Raw genomic sequence first — 16,633 nt, 5'->3', positions numbered from 1 at the left:
ACGGAGGAGGGTTGCTCCTTGTTGGACGTGAACAACTTCGAGTATATGAAGATAGGTCTGGCTTCGCCGGATAAAATTCGCTCGTGGTCCCGCGGAGAAGTTAAAAAGCCGGAGACGATCAACTATAGGACCTTAAAACCGGAGAAGGAAGGACTCTTCTGCGAGAAAATTTTTGGACCTACAAAAGACTGGGAATGTCATTGCGGTAAATACAAACGTGTACGCTATAAAGGTGTCGTTTGTGATCGCTGTGGCGTTGAAGTAACTCGCGCTAAAGTTCGCCGCGAACGTATGGGTCACATTGAGCTAGCAGCTCCAGTTTCTCATATTTGGTACTTCAAAGGTATTCCGAGCCGCATGGGTCTTGCACTTGATATGTCGCCTCGTTCGCTTGAGGAGATTATTTATTTCGCATCCTATGTAGTAACGGATCCAGGTGATACCCCGCTTGAGAAAAAACAACTCCTTTCGGAGAAGGAATACCGCAGCTACCGTGAGAAATACGGGTATGGATTCCATGCTGGTATGGGTGCCGAAGCTGTTAAAAAGCTTTTGCAAGATATCGACGTTGACAAAGAATTGGAGCAATTGAAAGAAGAACTGCGTACCGCTCAAGGACAACGACGCAATCGTGCGATCAAGCGTCTTGAAGTGGTAGAAGCATTCCGTAATTCCGGTAACGAACCGGAATGGATGATTCTAGACGTGCTTCCTGTCATTCCTCCTGAGCTTCGTCCGATGGTACAGCTTGATGGTGGACGTTTTGCGACTTCCGACCTCAATGACTTGTATCGCCGTGTTATTAACCGTAACAACCGTCTGAAGCGTCTGCTTGATTTAGGCGCTCCTGATATTATCGTGCAAAATGAAAAACGGATGCTGCAAGAAGCGGTTGACGCATTGATCGATAACGGTCGTCGCGGTCGCCCTGTAACAGGTCCGGGTAACCGTCCGCTTAAATCCCTCAGCCATATGCTGAAAGGTAAGCAAGGACGTTTCCGTCAGAACTTGCTCGGTAAACGGGTTGACTACTCTGGTCGTTCGGTTATCGTTGTAGGTCCAAACCTAAAAATGTTCCAGTGCGGTCTTCCTAAGGAAATGGCACTAGAATTGTTCAAGCCTTTCGTTATGAAAGAGCTTGTTAATAAAGGCTTAGCACACAATATTAAAAGTGCGAAGCGCAAGGTTGAGCGCGTAAGCCCTGAGGTATGGGATGTTCTTGAGGAAGTAATCAAGGAGCACCCGGTATTGCTTAACCGTGCCCCGACGCTTCACAGACTAGGTATTCAAGCATTTGAACCTATTTTGGTTGAAGGTCGCGCTATTAAGCTTCACCCACTCGTTTGTACAGCGTATAACGCTGACTTCGACGGTGACCAAATGGCCGTTCACGTTCCGTTGTCTGCTGAAGCACAAGCAGAAGCTCGTTTGCTCATGCTTGCATCAGGCAATATCCTTAACCCGAAAGACGGCAAACCAGTCGTTACTCCTTCACAGGATATGGTTCTAGGAAGCTTCTACTTAACGATGGATAACAAAGAAGCTAAAGGTAGTGGTTCCGTATTCGGTACTATTAACGAAGCAATCTCTGCTTATCAACGTGGTATTGTTTCCTTGCACGCCAGAATTTTCATTCCGGTTCGTGTGCTTAAAAAAGTTAACTTCACCGAGCAACAGCAGAATTCGCTGCTCGTTACAACAGTTGGTAAAGTAATCTTCAATGAAATTTTCCCTGAAGATTTCCCTTATATCAACGAAGCAACGAAAACGAACCTCTTGCACGGTACACCAGATAAATATTTCGTTTACGAAAAAGGTGCCGATCTTCCTAAGTTCCTGGATGCAATCGAAACGCCAGGTGCGATCGGTAAAGACTATCTTGCATTAGTTATTGCAGAATGCTTCCGCCAATACCACACAACGCTTACTGCGATGCTTCTTGACCGTATTAAGCAGCTTGGATTCACTTACTCAACTAAGGCTGGTATTACGATCGGCGTGTCTGACGTTATCATCCCGAAAGAGAAAGACGAAATTATGAAGCGCTCCGACGAGAAGGTCGGTACTGTTATGAATCAATACCGTCGTGGTTTGATTACAAACGAAGAGCGTTATGACCGGATTATCGGTATTTGGAGTAAATGTAAAGACGAGATCACCGAAGTTCTTATGAAATCGATGGATCGTTATAACAACATCATGCTTATGGTGGACTCCAAAGCACGGGGTAATAAATCTCAAATTACACAGCTTGGCGGTATGCGTGGTCTGATGGCCAATCCATCCGGTCGTATCATCGAGTTGCCAATTAAATCGAACTTCCGCGAGGGTCTTACAGTACTCGAGTACTTTATTTCCACTCACGGAGCGCGGAAAGGTCTTGCCGATACAGCACTTCGTACTGCCGATTCCGGTTACTTGACTCGTCGACTTGTTGACGTTGCACAAGACGTAATCGTGCGTGAAGAAGATTGTGGTACCGATAAAGGCTTCTCCGTAAGCAAAATTCAAGACGGTAAAGAGGTTATTGAAGATCTTTATGACCGTATTGAAGGCCGCTATGCGTTTGAAACGGTTCGTAATCCAAAAACAGGCGAAATTATTGTTAACCGCAGTGAGTTGATTGACTCGAACAAAGCGGATGCAATTATTGACGCTGGCGTTGAAAAACTACAAATCCGTTCCGTACTGAGCTGCCGTGCACGTCATGGCGTATGTAAGATCTGTTACGGACGTAACCTTGCTACTGGCAAGCACGTTGAAATTGGGGAAGCGGTAGGCATTATTGCGGCTCAATCGATCGGGGAGCCAGGAACACAGCTTACAATGCGTACGTTCCATACGGGCGGCGTAGCGGGCGATGATATCACACAAGGTTTGCCGCGTATTCAAGAGTTGTTTGAGGCGCGTAATCCGAAAGGTCAAGCGATTATCTCTGAGCTTGACGGTGTGGTTAAAGAAATTCGTGAAGCTAAGGACCGTCGCGAAATCGAGGTTCAAGGTGAAGCGGAATCAAAAGTGTATGCTGTTACTTATGGTTCGCGTATTCGCGTAACGCAAGGTCAACAAATCGAAGCCGGCGATGAGCTGACTGACGGTTCTATTGACCCGAAAGATATGCTGCGCATCAAAGGTATCCGCGGAGTTCAAAACTACATTTTGCAAGAAGTACAGCGCGTTTATCGAAATCAAGGGGTAGAAATCAATGACAAGCACGTTGAAGTCATGATTAAACAAATGCTCCGTAAAATTCGTATCGTAGATGCAGGCGGCACAACATTGCTTCCTGGTGCGTTTGTTGATATTCATGAATATGAAGCTCAAAACCGCACTGCGATTTTTGCAGATCTCGAACCAGCTGTTGCAAAACCTGTTTTGCTCGGTATTACGAAGGCATCGCTTGAGACAGATTCGTTCTTGTCAGCAGCTTCTTTCCAAGAAACAACTCGTGTATTGACTGATGCGGCTATTAAAGGCAAAGTTGACCAGTTGCTTGGACTCAAGGAAAATGTTATTATCGGTAAGTTGATTCCAGCAGGTACTGGAATGGCCCGTTATCGTAACATTCGCTTTGCTGGACTAGAAGATGAAGCAACTACTGCAGTTGAAGGGGAACTAGAAACAGAAGCTGTAACCGTCGACTAGACGTCTGTGCAGATCATGTTTTTAAAACCGGATACTAACTAATATCGAAGGAGCGTCACATCTTCCGTTTCCTTGGAAGTGGAAGATGTCCGCTCTTTTATATGTTTACAGTATGAAATTCATTTACAAAAAATTTGCAAATGATTATCCTAGAAGTTTCTTGACACAAGCACAATGTAGGTGTTAATATATCGAAGTGTGCCTAATTGTGTGTTCGCTGAATGGAAGAATTGAAGGTGATTATCATGCAATTCAAAGTCGGCGCGAAGCAAACGACGAAGATGCTCGAGCAACAAAGAGCCATTAAAGTCTATGTCGCACGAGATGCAGATCCGCAGATGAAAGAGAAGATTGTTCATCTATGTGAGCGGGCGGGAGTTCCAATGAAATGGATCGACACGATGATAGAGCTCGGGGAAACCTGCGGCATCGATGTCGGGGCCGCAATGGCAGCGCTCGTAACCGAAGAAGAATAACGCAATAGCCGTTTTTGTTAGTTGATTATTTAACGATGATTAACTGGCGAGAACTTTTGTTTGTTCTTTTATGAACCGCCTGGATCTGTGGGCTTAATTTTAGGTAAAATGTCTACCATACATGCGTAAACGGCTATTGCCGTCTTTTGGTGGAAAGAGCTCGTTACGCGAAGAAATATAAGTAGATTTATAAACAACTGCTTTGTAAATGCTTATATTTTCAAAAGACATGAATATAGGGAAGGGGGTGGCAACATGCCAACTATTAACCAGCTAGTCCGTAAAGGACGCCAAGCGAAAGTCGTTAAATCGAAATCGCCGGCATTGCAAAAAGGTTTCAATGCATTGAAACGTGAAGCTACTAACATCAGCGCTCCTCAAAAACGCGGTGTGTGCACTCGTGTAGGTACAATGACTCCAAGGAAACCGAACTCCGCACTTCGTAAATATGCTCGTGTTCGTTTAACGAACCGTTTAGAGGTTACGGCTTACATTCCGGGTATCGGACACAACTTGCAAGAGCATAGCGTTGTTTTGATCCGTGGTGGTAAAGTAAAAGATTTAGCAGGAGTACGTTATCATATCGTTCGCGGTGCACTTGATACTGCGGGTGTAAACAACCGTATGCAAGCTCGTTCGAAATACGGTACGAAACGTCCGAAAGTTAAAAAATCATAAGAATAACCCTAACGGGTCATTGAAATGCTAGAGATAGCGACTATTAGAAGAAAGGGGGACTTTCTCATGCCACGCAAAGGTCCTGTAACGAAACGCGATGTGCTTCCAGATCCGCTATATAATAGCAAACTGGTAACGCGCCTAATCAACCGCATTATGCTTGACGGTAAAAGAGGCGTTGCACAAACGCTATTGTATGATGCTTTCAAACTGATTCAAGAACGCACGGGTAAAGATCCGATGGAAGTGTTCGAAGCTGCTTTGAAAAATATTATGCCTGTACTTGAGGTTAAAGCACGCCGTGTCGGCGGTGCAAACTATCAGGTGCCTATCGAAGTTAAACCAGAGCGCCGTACGGCACTTGGTCTCCGCTGGCTCGTGAACTACTCACGTAACCGCGGTGAGAAAACGATGGAAGAGCGTTTAGCTGCTGAAATCACAGATGCTTCCAATAACACTGGCGCAGCTGTTAAAAAGCGCGAAGATACTCACAAAATGGCTGAAGCGAACAAAGCGTTTGCTCACTACCGCTGGTAGAATCTTTACATTCGAGAGGAGACCATTTTATGTCAAGAGAGTTCTCCTTGAATAATACGCGTAACATCGGGATTATGGCGCATATTGATGCTGGTAAAACCACAACTACTGAACGGATTTTGTTCTTCACGGGCCGTACTCACAAAATCGGAGAGGTGCACGAAGGTGCAGCTACGATGGACTGGATGGAACAAGAACAAGAGCGCGGTATTACGATTACGTCTGCCGCGACTACTGCTCAATGGCATGGACACCGCATTAATATTATCGACACCCCGGGACACGTTGACTTCACTGTTGAAGTTGAACGTTCCCTACGCGTATTGGACGGGGCCGTTGGGGTTTTCAGTGCAAAAGAAGGCGTTGAGCCACAGTCTGAAACCGTATGGCGTCAGGCTGACCGTTACAACGTACCTCGGATTGCATACGTAAATAAAATGGATATCATTGGTGCAGATTACCTAAACGTAATTAAAGACATGCGTGAGCGTCTAGGTGCCAATGCCGTAGCAATTCAAATACCTATCGGCGCTGAGAGCGACTTTAAAGGTATTATCGATATCGTTGAACGTGTAGCTTATATCTACAAAGACGATACCGGTAAAGATCCAGAAAAAGTCGAAATTCCTGCGGAGTATGTAGAGCAAGTTGATGCACTTCGTACGGAATTGATTGAGAAAGTTGCAGAATTGGATGAAGAGTTAACGATGAAATATTTGGAAGGTGAAGAAATCACTATTCCAGAAATTAAAGCAGCACTCCGTAAAGGTGTTTGCGAAGTTAAAATCTTCCCAGTTGTAGCTGGCTCCTCATACCGTAACAAAGGTGTTCAGCCGATGTTGGATGCTGTTGTGGATTACTTGCCTTCACCGCTTGATGTACCAGCTATCAAAGGTACTCTTGAAGATGGTGAAGAAGGTTCACGTCCATCATCAGATTCAGAGCCGTTCGCGGCTTTGGCATTCAAAATCATGACTGACCCTTATGTTGGTAGACTGACTTTCTTCCGTGTGTATTCAGGCGTACTCAAATCCGGATCTTACGTTCTTAACTCTACAAAGGGTAAACGTGAGCGGATTGGACGTATTCTACAAATGCATGCAAACTCCCGTCAAGAGATCTCAGAAGTTTATTCTGGGGATATCGCTGCAGCAGTTGGTCTTAAAGATACAACTACAGGCGACACTCTTTGCGAAGAGAAGCACATCATCGTTCTTGAATCGATGAACTTCCCTGAGCCGGTTATCTCGGTTGCTATCGAACCAAAAACGAAAGCTGACCAAGATAAACTTGGTATCGCGATTTCCAAGCTTGCTGAGGAAGATCCTACTTTCCGCGCACATACGGATGAAGAAACAAACCAAACGATTATTTCTGGTATGGGTGAGCTTCACCTTGAGATTCTCGTTGACCGTATGTTCCGTGAATTCAAAGTTGAGACAAACGTTGGTAAACCACAAGTTGCTTACCGTGAAACGTTCCGTCAAGCTGCGAAGGTTGAAGGTAAATTCGTACGTCAATCCGGTGGTAAAGGTCAATTCGGTCATTGTTGGGTTGAGTTTTCACCACTTGAGCCAGGTTCAGGCTTTATATTCGAAAACAAAACTGTTGGTGGATCAATTCCTCGTGAATTTATCGCTCCAATCCAAGCTGGTATCGAAGAGTCAATGAAGAACGGTGTTGTAGCCGGCTTCCCGCTCGTTGATGTTAAAGCTGTGGTTGTTGACGGATCGTACCATGATGTTGACTCCTCGGAGATGGCGTTTAAAATTGCAGGATCGATGGCGCTTAAAGCTGCCAAAGAAAAATGTAAGCCAGTTCTTCTTGAGCCAATCATGAAGGTTGAAGTTACTGTTCCTGAAGAGTACATGGGCGATGTTATGGGTATGCTTAACTCTCGTCGTGGTCGTATCGAAGGTATGGATACTCGTGCAGGTGCACAAATTATCCGCTCCAAGGTACCTCTCTCCGAGATGTTCGGTTATTCCACTACACTACGTTCCGGTACACAAGGACGCGGCGTATTCTCCATGGAGCTTTCTCACTATGAAGAAGTTCCAAAATCGATCTCTGAAGAGATCATTGCTAAGAACAAAGGCGAGTAATCGTTTTTGGACTAGCGCTAAACAAATTGCTTTTGCCGTCATTTTGGTTTGCTTGCGAGCCAAATGTCGGCTACACATAAAAAATATGATGTTAAATTGAGGAGGCTCAAGTTCAATGGCTAAGGCAAAATTTGAACGTAACAAACCGCACGTTAATATCGGTACTATCGGTCACGTCGATCACGGTAAAACGACTTTGACTGCAGCTATCACAACTGTACTTTCCAAAAAATACGGCGGTGCAGCAATCGCATTCGACCAAATCGATAAAGCTCCAGAAGAGCGCGAGCGTGGTATCACGATCTCGACAGCTCACGTTGAGTATGAGACGCCTGCTCGTCACTACGCACACGTTGACTGCCCAGGTCACGCCGACTATGTAAAAAACATGATCACTGGTGCTGCTCAAATGGACGGAGCTATTCTTGTAGTTTCCGCTACTGACGGTCCTATGCCACAAACTCGTGAGCACATCTTGCTTTCGAAACAAGTAGGCGTACCTTACATCGTTGTATTCTTGAACAAATGCGACATGGTTGAAGACGAAGAGCTTCTTGAGCTAGTTGAAATGGAAGTTCGTGACCTTCTTTCTGAGTATGAGTTCCCAGGCGATGACACTCCGATCATTCGTGGTGCTGCTCGTGAAGCACTTGCTAACCCAGAAGGTCCTTGGGCTGACAAAATCATCGAGCTTTTCGAGCAAGTGGATACTTATATCCCTACTCCTGAGCGCGATACAGCTAAACCTTTCCTTATGCCTGTCGAGGATGTATTCACAATCACTGGCCGTGGTACAGTTGCTACTGGTCGCGTTGAGCGTGGTATTATCAAAGTCGGCGACGAGATCGAAATTATCGGTCTTGCTGAAGAATCCCGTAAATCCGTAGTAACTGGCGTTGAAATGTTCCGTAAATTGCTTGACTCTGCTCAAGCTGGGGACAACGTAGGCGCATTGCTTCGTGGTGTAGACCGTAGTAACATTGAGCGTGGACAAGTTTTGGCTAAACCGGGTTCGGTTAAACCACACACTAACTTCACTGCACAAATCTACGTTCTTACTAAAGAAGAGGGTGGCCGTCACAAGCCTTTCTTCACTGGTTACCGTCCACAGTTCTACTTCCGTACAACTGACGTAACGGGTATCATCAACTTGCCAGAAGGCACTGAGATGGTAATGCCAGGCGACAACATCACTGTAACGGTTGAGCTTATCGCTCCAATCGCTGTTGAAGAGGGAACTCGTTTCTCTATTCGTGAAGGCGGCCGTACAGTAGGCGCTGGCGCTGTAGCTTCTATCCAAAAATAATTCATTGCGGCTTTAGCCGCTATGAATAACAAAAGCCCTCACTTCGGTGAGGGCTTTTTATTTTTCCATATAGAACGGTCAATAGGGCTTCTAACTTAATTTTACATATAACTATTCATTGACTGTATACCTTAAGCCCATTTAATATTAAGGAATAGTTAGTGGAGCTTGTCCTTTGCTCATTAAAATCCAGTCACTTAAGCACAGTCATAGGCTTTAATGGTAGAAAGCGATAATGCTTTGCTGTACATGTACTTATTTGCAAAAGGCTGCAATACAAAGGGACTTATATGATGAGAGGGGATTTAAAGAATGAACAGAAAATTTTTGCTTAGTCTGGTATTAGCTTCAGTTATGGTAGTAACGGCAGCGTGTGGCGCCAACTCAGGTAAGTCAGGTGCAGAGAACGACGGCAATAAAGCTGGTTCAGGCAACAGCGAAAAACAGTATACGATTGCAATTTCACAAATTGTAGAGCATCCATCATTGGATGCAACGCGCGATGGTTTTATTGCAGCACTAAAAGATGGTGGATTTGAAGAAGGCAAAAACCTTAAAATCGACTTCAATAATGCGCAAGGTGAGCAAGCGAATATTGCCACAATTGCACAAAAGATTAAATCAAGTAAAAGTGACCTTGCATTAGGAATTGCAACTCCGACTGCACAAAGCTTGGCTGATGAAGTTAAGGACATCCCTGTATTATTCGCTGCTGTAACAGATCCTATTGATGCAGGAATCGTTACGCAATTGAAAGCACCAGGAGGAAATGTTACAGGCGCTTCTGATACGAATCCAGACGCAATTAAACAAACGATGGATTTCATCGCGGCTCAATTTCCTAATGTGAAAAATGTTGGTCTTGTTATTAATGAAGGAGAGCCAAACGCAGTTGTAATGGGCGACATCGCTGAGAAAGCTCTCGCTGAGCATGGAATCAAGCTGGTAAAAGCAGCTGTAGCCAACTCATCTGATGTAAAACAAGCAGCAGATTCTCTAGTAGGCCGTGTGGATGCTATTTACATTACTTTGGATAACATGGTTGTAAGCGGTGTTGATGCGATTATTGAAGTTGCTAATGCTAACGATATTCCATTTTTCTCGGCTGACCGTGATACGGTTGAAAAAGGCGCTTTCGCGGCTGTAGGCTTCAAATATTATGATCATGGTTATGAAGTTGGCCAAATGGCTGTTGAGATTTTGAAAAACGGTAAAAAACCAGCGGATATGGATGTTACCATGCCACAAAAGCTTGATTTCATCTTCAACATGAAGGCAGCTGCAGAACAAGGTATTACAGTTACTGACGAGATGAAAGCATTTGTTAAAGACCAAGCAAACAATATCATTGAGTAAATTTAAATTATTTGCTTAAAATAGCAGAATCATAGGTTCCAAAGGGGTGACCGGGCTACTCGTTCACCCCCTTGTTATGAAAAGGAGGTATGTCATATGCTCGTATCCATGCAGGGAGCTATAGAGAGTGGTTTATTGTATGCGCTTATGGCACTTGGAGTATATATAACGTTTCGAATTCTTGATTTTCCGGATTTAACGGTGGATGGCAGTTTCACAACTGGCGCCGCTATCGGTACGGTTATGACGGTTAATGGAACGGCTCCATGGATTGCAGTATTATGTGCATTTGTAGGAGGAGCTATCGCTGGTACCTGTACGGGACTACTCCATACAAAAGGGAAAATTAACGGACTATTGTCAGGCATTATTATGATGATCGCACTATATTCAATTAACTTAAGAATTTTGGGAAAACCAAACGTATCCTTAAGGGGACAAGAAAACCTATTCAGTAATGTATCAACGTTGATTGTCATGATCGTATTTGTCATTGTGGTTAAGTTGGTTCTAGATTTATTTTTCCGTACGGACCTCGGATTGAGTCTTCGCGCAACTGGGGATAACTCTCGAATGATTCGCAGCTTTGGCGCAAATACAGATATTACGACGATATTTGGTGTTGCCTTGTCGAATTCGCTTGTAGCTACTTCAGGGGCATTAGTCGCACATTACAATAAATATGCTGATAATAGCATGGGTATTGGAATGATCGTTATTGGTCTTGCATCCGTTATTATTGGTGAAGCCGTATTTGGTTCTCGCACAATCTTTAGAGCGACTTTAGCTGTTATTCTTGGTTCGATTATTTATCGAATTATTTATGCATTTGCACTACGTGTAGAATGGTTGGATGCTTCTGATATGAAGCTTATTACAGCTGTAATCATTATTTTTGCCTTGATCATTCCTTCAGCTAGAAGGGGATGGAAGCAAAAAAATATAGCCAAAAGAAGAACAGCAGAAATGCTGGCATCTATGGATAAAATGAATCCTGGAGGTGGACGCTAATGTTAGAGATTGCAAAAGTGTCCAAGCTGTTCAACCCTGGTACCGTTGATGAGAAAACAGCGCTCGTAGGCGCTAATCTAATGATGAAGCCTGGCGATTTTATTACGGTTATAGGAAGTAACGGAGCAGGCAAATCAACACTAATGAACATCATATCTGGTGTAATGAAGCCTGATGCGGGTGAGGTTAGAATTGACGGCAATAATATAAGCCAGCTTACAGAATATCAACGCAGCCGCTGGATTGGGCGAGTATTTCAGGACCCAATGGCAGGAACAGCGCCCCATATGTCTATTGAAGAGAATTTGGCGATTGCCTATGCACGTGGAAAGTCACGAGGCTTCTCGTTTGGTGTAACGCGGGCAAAACGTACGATTTTTAAACAAGAGCTTCAGCGCCTTGGTATTGGACTTGAGAATCGTCTTGGAGCAAAAGTTGGTTTATTGTCTGGTGGAGAGCGGCAGGCGCTAAGCCTGTTGATGGCTACCTTTACTAGACCGCAAATCTTATTGCTGGATGAGCATACCGCAGCGCTTGACCCTTCAAGAGCAGAGCTCATTACGACTTTAACGGAAAACCTTGTTCGTGAGATGAATTTGACCACGCTTATGGTTACTCATAATATGGAGCAGGCGATCCGTCTTGGCAATCGGCTCATTATGATGGATAAAGGCCGGATTATTCTTGATGTACCAGAAGAGCGGAAAAAGGATCTAACCGTTGAACAATTGCTTGGTGAATTTGAGCTTATTAGCGGTAAGAAGCTAGCGGATGATCGTATCGTGCTTGGGTAGTGGGTTACTTACACTGAATATGAAGTGTTGGATGGAGAGCATGCAGCTCTGTTAGAATAGTCACAGCTGCTTACTCCTTCTAAACAAATAGAATCAGAGCATGCTGATACTTCACTTCAACTCTGTTATAATAGAAAGAAGACACGCAGCGACATAAGGTCGCTGCGTGTTTTTTCTGTAAAAGTGAGGACTGGCGTTATTTGGCGGTGTCTTTTCAACCGGATGATGTATATAATCATATAGCGCCCATTAAGTCCGTTATTATAATCAAACTGTTCTAAATACTTGTAATAAGGGACATAATGGGCGAATGTAAGGGTGTTTCGCAAGGTATTATAGATATTCTTGTTGCAGTCTTACGATGGTATAAAGAAAGAAGAAAATTTATGTTGCAATTGCCTATTAGATTCGGTATAATATTGACTGTTGGTCTGACGTTGCGATGATGTGAGAGGTTGCCGACACACCCGGCCCCTTTGCCATGGGGCATGTGCAGGGTTTTCTCACGGAGTATGTCCGATAATAAATTGGGCGAAAGAAGGAGGGACTTATATGGCAAAGCAAAAGATTCGTATCCGCTTGAAAGCATACGATCACAGGATTCTTGATCAATCCGCAGAGAAAATCGTTGAAACTGCAAAACGTTCCGGTGCAGGCGTATCCGGGCCGATTCCGTTGCCAACGGAAAAGCAAATCATCACCGTTCTCCGCGCGGTACACAAGTACAAGGATTCTAGGGAACAATTCGAACAACGCACTCATAAGCGTTTGATCGACATTGTAAACCCAACGCCGCAAACGGTTGATGCATTGATGCGCTTGGATTTACCATCCGGTGTAGATATCGAAATCAAACTGTAATATCAGGATATGCGATTATAGAAAGGAAATGAGGTGTCAACATGAAAGGTATCTTAGGAAAAAAACTTGGTATGACTCAAGTGTTTGCTGCTGATGGTAACGTTATTCCAGTAACAGTTATCGAAGCTGGACCTTGTGTAGTACTTCAAAAGAAAGACCAAGAGAATGACGGCTACGAAGCAGTTCAATTCGGTTTCTCCGATAAAAAGGAAAGCAGATCGAACAAGCCAGAAGCTGGTCACGCTAAAAAAGCTAACGCAACACCTAAGCGCTACGTTCGTGAAATTCGCGGAATTAATCTAGGTGATTATGAAGTTGGCCAACTAGTAAAAGCTGACCTATTCACAGAAGGCGAATTCGTTGACGTAACAGGTATTTCAAAAGGTAAGGGCTTTGCCGGCGTTATCAAACGTTGGAATCAAAGCACGGGTCCTATGTCTCACGGTTCCCGTTACCACCGTGGACCAGGTTCGATGGGTTCTATCCAAGCGAACCGTGTACCGAAAGGCAAACGCCTTCCAGGACATATGGGTCACGAAACAATCACGATTCAAAAACTTGAAGTTATCCGTGTAGATGTAGAACGTAATGTTCTTCTAATCAAAGGTTCGATTCCGGGCCCGAAAAACGGTTTCGTAAAAGTTAAGCAAACAGTTAAGAAATAATTGATTTTACAGAAAGGAGGAACAGGAAATGCCAAAAGTAACAGTATTTAACGTGAGTGGCGCGCAAGTGGGCGAACTTGAACTGGCTGAAACGGTTTTCGGAATTCAACCAAATGTTCACGTTTTGCACAGTGCTGTTGTTAATCAACAAGCATCTGAACGCTTCGGTAATCACAAAACTAAAGGACGCTCCGAAGTACGTGGTGGCGGTCGTAAACCTTGGAAACAAAAAGGTACTGGCCGTGCTCGTCAAGGTAGCATTCGCTCCCCGCAATGGGTTGGCGGTGGCGTGGTTTTCGGACCAACTCCTCGCTCATATGGCTTCAAACTTCCTAAGAAGGTTCGTCGTCTAGCGATTAAATCTGCTTTGTCTTCAAAAGTGATTGCAAACGAAATTATCGTTTTGGATTCATTGACACTTGCAGCTCCTAAAACTAAGGAATTTGCAGCAATTCTAGGCAACCTTAAAGTTGGCCGTAAAGCTCTAGTAGTAACGGCTAATTATGAAGATAACGTAGCATTGTCTGCTCGTAACATCCCAGGTGTGAAGTTCGTTACAGCTGACGGCATCAATGTTCTGGATGTTTTGGTGCATGACAACCTTATCATCACTAAAGAAGCAGTAGAGAAAGTACAGGAGGTGCTTGCGTAATGAAAAATCCACGCGATATTATCAAGCGCCCGGTTATCACGGAACGTACGAGCGATTACATGGTTGATAAAAAGTATGTTTTCGAAGTTGATCTTCGTTCAAACAAAACTGAAATCAAACTTGCGATTGAGTCAATTTTTAAAGTAAAAGTAACCGGCGTTAACACAATGCGTGTTGCGGGTAAACCGAAACGTTATGGTAAACATAGCGGATACAGACCGGATTGGAAAAAAGCCATCGTTCAACTGAGCGCTGACAGCAAAGAACTTGAGTTCTTTGAAACGTCTGTTTAGAAAAGGAGGAAATCAAAGTGCCTATTAAAAAGTACAAACCGACCTCTCCTGCACGTCGTAACATGTCCGTTTCGACTTTCGAAGAGATCACGACAAGTACACCGGAGAAATCGTTGCTTGCTCCACTTTTCAAAAAAGCTGGACGTAACAACCAAGGTAAAATTACGGTACGTCACCATGGTGGCGGACACAAACGTAAATACCGTATCATCGACTTCAAACGTACTAAAGACGGTATCGTAGGAAACGTTGCGACGATCGAATACGATCCGAACCGTTCCTCCAACATTGCTTTGATCCATTATGTTGATGGTGCTAAAGCATATATCATCGCTCCTAAAGGATTGAAAGTTGGAGATCAAGTGGTATCTGGTGTTGGCTCTGATATTAAACCAGGCAATGCGTTGCCACTTGTTAATATCCCTGTCGGTACAGTTATCCACAACATCGAATTGAAACCGGGTAAAGGCGGACAACTTGTTCGTGCAGCTGGTACTAGTGCTCAACTTCTTGGTAAAGAAGAAAACTACGTATCTGTTCGTTTGACTTCGGGTGAAGTTCGTCGTATCTTGAACACTTGCCGTGCAACAATTGGTTCTGTTGGTAACGAAGATCACGAACTAGTGAAAATCGGTAAAGCCGGCCGTAACCGTTGGTTGGGCAATCGTCCTACTGTACGTGGTGTTGTAATGAACCCTAACGATCACCCACACGGTGGTGGTGAAGGCCGTGCTCCAATCGGACGCAAATCGCCTATGTCTCCTTGGGGTAAACCAACTCTTGGTTACAAAACGCGTAAGAAGAAAAAAGCATCAAGCCAATACATTATTCGTCGTCGCACGAAATAATAGCAACTTGATACAAACCGCGTGATACGAAAGTATCGCTACCGCTTATTTGAAGGGAGGAACACAAATGGGTCGCAGTTTAAAGAAAGGTCCGTTTATTGACGGATACCTGCTTAAAAAAGTCGAGGTATTGAACGAAGCTGAGAAAAAGGTCGTTATCAAAACCTGGTCCCGCCGCTCGACCATTTTCCCACAATTCATAGGTCACACATTTGCGGTATATGATGGACGCAAGCACGTGCCTGTATATGTAACGGAAGATATGGTTGGACACAAGCTTGGTGAATTTGCACCAACTCGTACGTATAAAGGCCATGCCGGTGAAGACAAAAAAACGGGCAGACGTTAATTTGCCCTTAAACATCTCTAACGTAAACGAGAGGAGGTTCCTACATGCCAGAAGCTAAAGCGCACGCTAAATACATTCGTATTGCACCTCGTAAAGCACAGCTTGTTGCGGATTTGATTCGCGGTAAACAAGTTGGCGAAGCAATCGCGATTTTGCGCCACACGCCTAAGTCTGCATCCCCAATTTTGGAGAAGCTGCTGAACTCTGCTATTGCTAACGCTGAGCATAACTACCAGCTTGACGTAAACAAATTGTTCATCTCGCAAGCCTTTGTTAACCAAGGGCCAACGATGAAACGTTTCCGTCCTCGTGCGATGGGTCGCGCAAGCCGGATCAATAAAAGAACCAGCCACATTACCTTGGTGGTATCTGAAAAATAAGGAGGGAATACGTGTGGGTCAAAAGGTAAATCCAATAGGCTTCCGGGTCGGAGTTATCCGTGATTGGGAGTCCAAATGGTTCGCTGGCAAAGATTTCGGCGATCTTCTTATGGAAGACGTTAAAATCCGTGAATACTTGAAAAACAAGCTGAAAGACGCAGCAGTTTCTCACATCGAGATCGAACGTGCAGCTAACCGCGTGAACGTAACGATCCAAACCGCAAAACCAGGTATGGTTATTGGTAAAGGCGGTTCCGAAGTAGAAAACCTACGTACTGAGCTTGGTAAAATCTCTAAAGGCAAAAAAGTTCACATCAACATTTCTGAAATCAAACATGCAGATCTTGACGCTATTCTTGTAGCTGAAAGCATCGCACAACAACTTGAGCGTCGTGTATCTTTCCGTCGCGCATTGAAGCAAGCAATTCAACGCTCCATGCGTTCAGGTGCTAAAGGGATCAAAACCGCTGTTAGCGGTCGTCTCGGTGGCGCGGAAATCGCACGTTCGGAAGGCTACAGCGAAGGAACAGTACCACTTCATACACTACGTGCAGATATCGATTACGGCACGGCTGAAGCGGCTACAACATACGGCCGTATCGGCGTTAAAGTATGGATCTATCGCGGCGAAGTCCTTCCGATTAAGAAGAAAGCTCCCCAGGAAGGAGGCAACTAAT

General features: G+C 44.4%; 17 protein-coding genes. All 17 read left to right on the top strand.

All coding sequences use genetic code 11. The annotated features are described in order from the left end of the window. Positions 1–18: 18 nt before the first annotated feature. The 17 genes from rpoC to rpsC all read left to right on the top strand — a co-directional run bounded on the left by rpoC (position 19) and on the right by rpsC (position 16,632). On the top strand, positions 19–3,645 hold the full coding sequence (rpoC, locus tag AC787_RS14005; RefSeq protein WP_054025334.1) for a DNA-directed RNA polymerase subunit beta': 3,627 nt from the start codon (positions 19–21) through the stop codon (positions 3,643–3,645). Between the two features lie 245 nt (positions 3,646–3,890). Further along, entirely contained in the window at positions 3,891–4,121 is a 231-nt protein-coding gene (locus tag AC787_RS14000) for a ribosomal L7Ae/L30e/S12e/Gadd45 family protein (protein ID WP_054025333.1), read from the top strand. 255 nt (positions 4,122–4,376) lie between these two features. Beyond that, a complete protein-coding gene (gene rpsL / locus AC787_RS13995; protein WP_054025332.1) occupies positions 4,377–4,799 on the top strand; it encodes a 30S ribosomal protein S12 in 423 nt (140 codons plus the stop codon). A 66-nt stretch (positions 4,800–4,865) separates the two neighbouring features. Continuing rightward, a complete protein-coding gene (gene rpsG, locus AC787_RS13990) occupies positions 4,866–5,336 on the top strand; it encodes a 30S ribosomal protein S7 (protein WP_028609662.1) in 471 nt (156 codons plus the stop codon). Positions 5,337–5,365: 29 nt separating this feature from the next. Beyond that, entirely contained in the window at positions 5,366–7,441 is a 2,076-nt protein-coding gene (fusA, locus tag AC787_RS13985) for an elongation factor G (protein WP_054025331.1), read from the top strand. Positions 7,442–7,556: 115 nt separating this feature from the next. Beyond that, entirely contained in the window at positions 7,557–8,747 is a 1,191-nt protein-coding gene (gene tuf / locus AC787_RS13980; RefSeq protein ID WP_054025330.1) for an elongation factor Tu, read from the top strand. Between the two features lie 312 nt (positions 8,748–9,059). Beyond that, positions 9,060–10,103, top strand: coding sequence for an ABC transporter substrate-binding protein (locus AC787_RS13975; RefSeq protein ID WP_054025329.1), 1,044 nt, complete (start codon positions 9,060–9,062; stop codon positions 10,101–10,103). 96 nt (positions 10,104–10,199) lie between these two features. Continuing rightward, positions 10,200–11,114 carry an ABC transporter permease gene (locus AC787_RS13970; RefSeq protein WP_054025328.1) on the top strand — a complete coding sequence of 305 codons (915 nt, stop codon included), beginning with the start codon at positions 10,200–10,202 and terminating at the stop codon, positions 11,112–11,114. Beyond that, on the top strand, positions 11,114–11,908 hold the full coding sequence (locus AC787_RS13965) for an ABC transporter ATP-binding protein (RefSeq protein WP_054025327.1): 795 nt from the start codon (positions 11,114–11,116) through the stop codon (positions 11,906–11,908). Before AC787_RS13970 ends, AC787_RS13965 begins: the two co-directional genes overlap by 1 nt. A gap of 552 nt (positions 11,909–12,460) precedes the next feature. Next, complete coding sequence (rpsJ, locus tag AC787_RS13960; RefSeq protein ID WP_028609655.1) at positions 12,461–12,769, top strand: 30S ribosomal protein S10; 309 nt, start codon at positions 12,461–12,463, stop codon at positions 12,767–12,769. Between the two features lie 41 nt (positions 12,770–12,810). Further along, positions 12,811–13,434: a 50S ribosomal protein L3 gene (rplC, locus tag AC787_RS13955; RefSeq protein WP_054025326.1), complete on the top strand. Its 624-nt coding sequence runs from the start codon at positions 12,811–12,813 to the stop codon at positions 13,432–13,434. A 28-nt stretch (positions 13,435–13,462) separates the two neighbouring features. Continuing rightward, positions 13,463–14,086: a 50S ribosomal protein L4 gene (rplD, locus tag AC787_RS13950; RefSeq protein ID WP_054025325.1), complete on the top strand. Its 624-nt coding sequence runs from the start codon at positions 13,463–13,465 to the stop codon at positions 14,084–14,086. After that, positions 14,086–14,379: a 50S ribosomal protein L23 gene (rplW, locus tag AC787_RS13945; protein WP_054025324.1), complete on the top strand. Its 294-nt coding sequence runs from the start codon at positions 14,086–14,088 to the stop codon at positions 14,377–14,379. The genes rplD and rplW overlap by 1 nt, the downstream gene beginning before the upstream one ends. A 17-nt stretch (positions 14,380–14,396) precedes the next feature. Beyond that, positions 14,397–15,227, top strand: a complete 831-nt coding sequence (gene rplB / locus AC787_RS13940) for a 50S ribosomal protein L2 (RefSeq protein WP_054025323.1) — start codon at positions 14,397–14,399, stop codon at positions 15,225–15,227. A gap of 67 nt (positions 15,228–15,294) precedes the next feature. Further along, positions 15,295–15,576, top strand: a complete 282-nt coding sequence (rpsS, locus tag AC787_RS13935) for a 30S ribosomal protein S19 (protein ID WP_053373902.1) — start codon at positions 15,295–15,297, stop codon at positions 15,574–15,576. Positions 15,577–15,620: 44 nt separating this feature from the next. Further along, a complete protein-coding gene (gene rplV / locus AC787_RS13930; protein ID WP_054025322.1) occupies positions 15,621–15,956 on the top strand; it encodes a 50S ribosomal protein L22 in 336 nt (111 codons plus the stop codon). Positions 15,957–15,969: 13 nt separating this feature from the next. Then, positions 15,970–16,632, top strand: coding sequence for a 30S ribosomal protein S3 (rpsC, locus tag AC787_RS13925; RefSeq protein WP_054025321.1), 663 nt, complete (start codon positions 15,970–15,972; stop codon positions 16,630–16,632). Position 16,633 lies beyond the last annotated feature (1 nt).

It is taken from the genome of Bacillus sp. FJAT-28004 (genome assembly GCF_001280845.1).
In the GTDB taxonomy this organism is placed as follows: domain Bacteria; phylum Bacillota; class Bacilli; order Paenibacillales; family Paenibacillaceae; genus Pristimantibacillus.
The sequence above is the reverse complement of the archived record's forward strand: the minus strand, read 5'-3'. Positions and strand labels throughout refer to the sequence as shown.

Excerpts from the sequence above, each read along its gene's own strand:
- AC787_RS14000 (WP_054025333.1), top strand. The coding sequence starts at position 3,891 with ATGCAATTCAAAGTCGGCGCGAAGCAAACGACGAAGATGCTCGAGCAA.
- rpsL (WP_054025332.1), top strand. The coding sequence starts at position 4,377 with ATGCCAACTATTAACCAGCTAGTCCGTAAAGGACGCCAAGCGAAAGTC.
- rpsG (WP_028609662.1), top strand. The coding sequence starts at position 4,866 with ATGCCACGCAAAGGTCCTGTAACGAAACGCGATGTGCTTCCAGATCCG.
- fusA (WP_054025331.1), top strand. The coding sequence starts at position 5,366 with ATGTCAAGAGAGTTCTCCTTGAATAATACGCGTAACATCGGGATTATG.
- tuf (WP_054025330.1), top strand. The coding sequence starts at position 7,557 with ATGGCTAAGGCAAAATTTGAACGTAACAAACCGCACGTTAATATCGGT.
- AC787_RS13975 (WP_054025329.1), top strand. The coding sequence starts at position 9,060 with ATGAACAGAAAATTTTTGCTTAGTCTGGTATTAGCTTCAGTTATGGTA.
- AC787_RS13970 (WP_054025328.1), top strand. The coding sequence starts at position 10,200 with ATGCTCGTATCCATGCAGGGAGCTATAGAGAGTGGTTTATTGTATGCG.
- AC787_RS13965 (WP_054025327.1), top strand. The coding sequence starts at position 11,114 with ATGTTAGAGATTGCAAAAGTGTCCAAGCTGTTCAACCCTGGTACCGTT.
- rpsJ (WP_028609655.1), top strand. The coding sequence starts at position 12,461 with ATGGCAAAGCAAAAGATTCGTATCCGCTTGAAAGCATACGATCACAGG.
- rplC (WP_054025326.1), top strand. The coding sequence starts at position 12,811 with ATGAAAGGTATCTTAGGAAAAAAACTTGGTATGACTCAAGTGTTTGCT.
- rplD (WP_054025325.1), top strand. The coding sequence starts at position 13,463 with ATGCCAAAAGTAACAGTATTTAACGTGAGTGGCGCGCAAGTGGGCGAA.
- rplW (WP_054025324.1), top strand. The coding sequence starts at position 14,086 with ATGAAAAATCCACGCGATATTATCAAGCGCCCGGTTATCACGGAACGT.
- rpsS (WP_053373902.1), top strand. The coding sequence starts at position 15,295 with ATGGGTCGCAGTTTAAAGAAAGGTCCGTTTATTGACGGATACCTGCTT.
- rplV (WP_054025322.1), top strand. The coding sequence starts at position 15,621 with ATGCCAGAAGCTAAAGCGCACGCTAAATACATTCGTATTGCACCTCGT.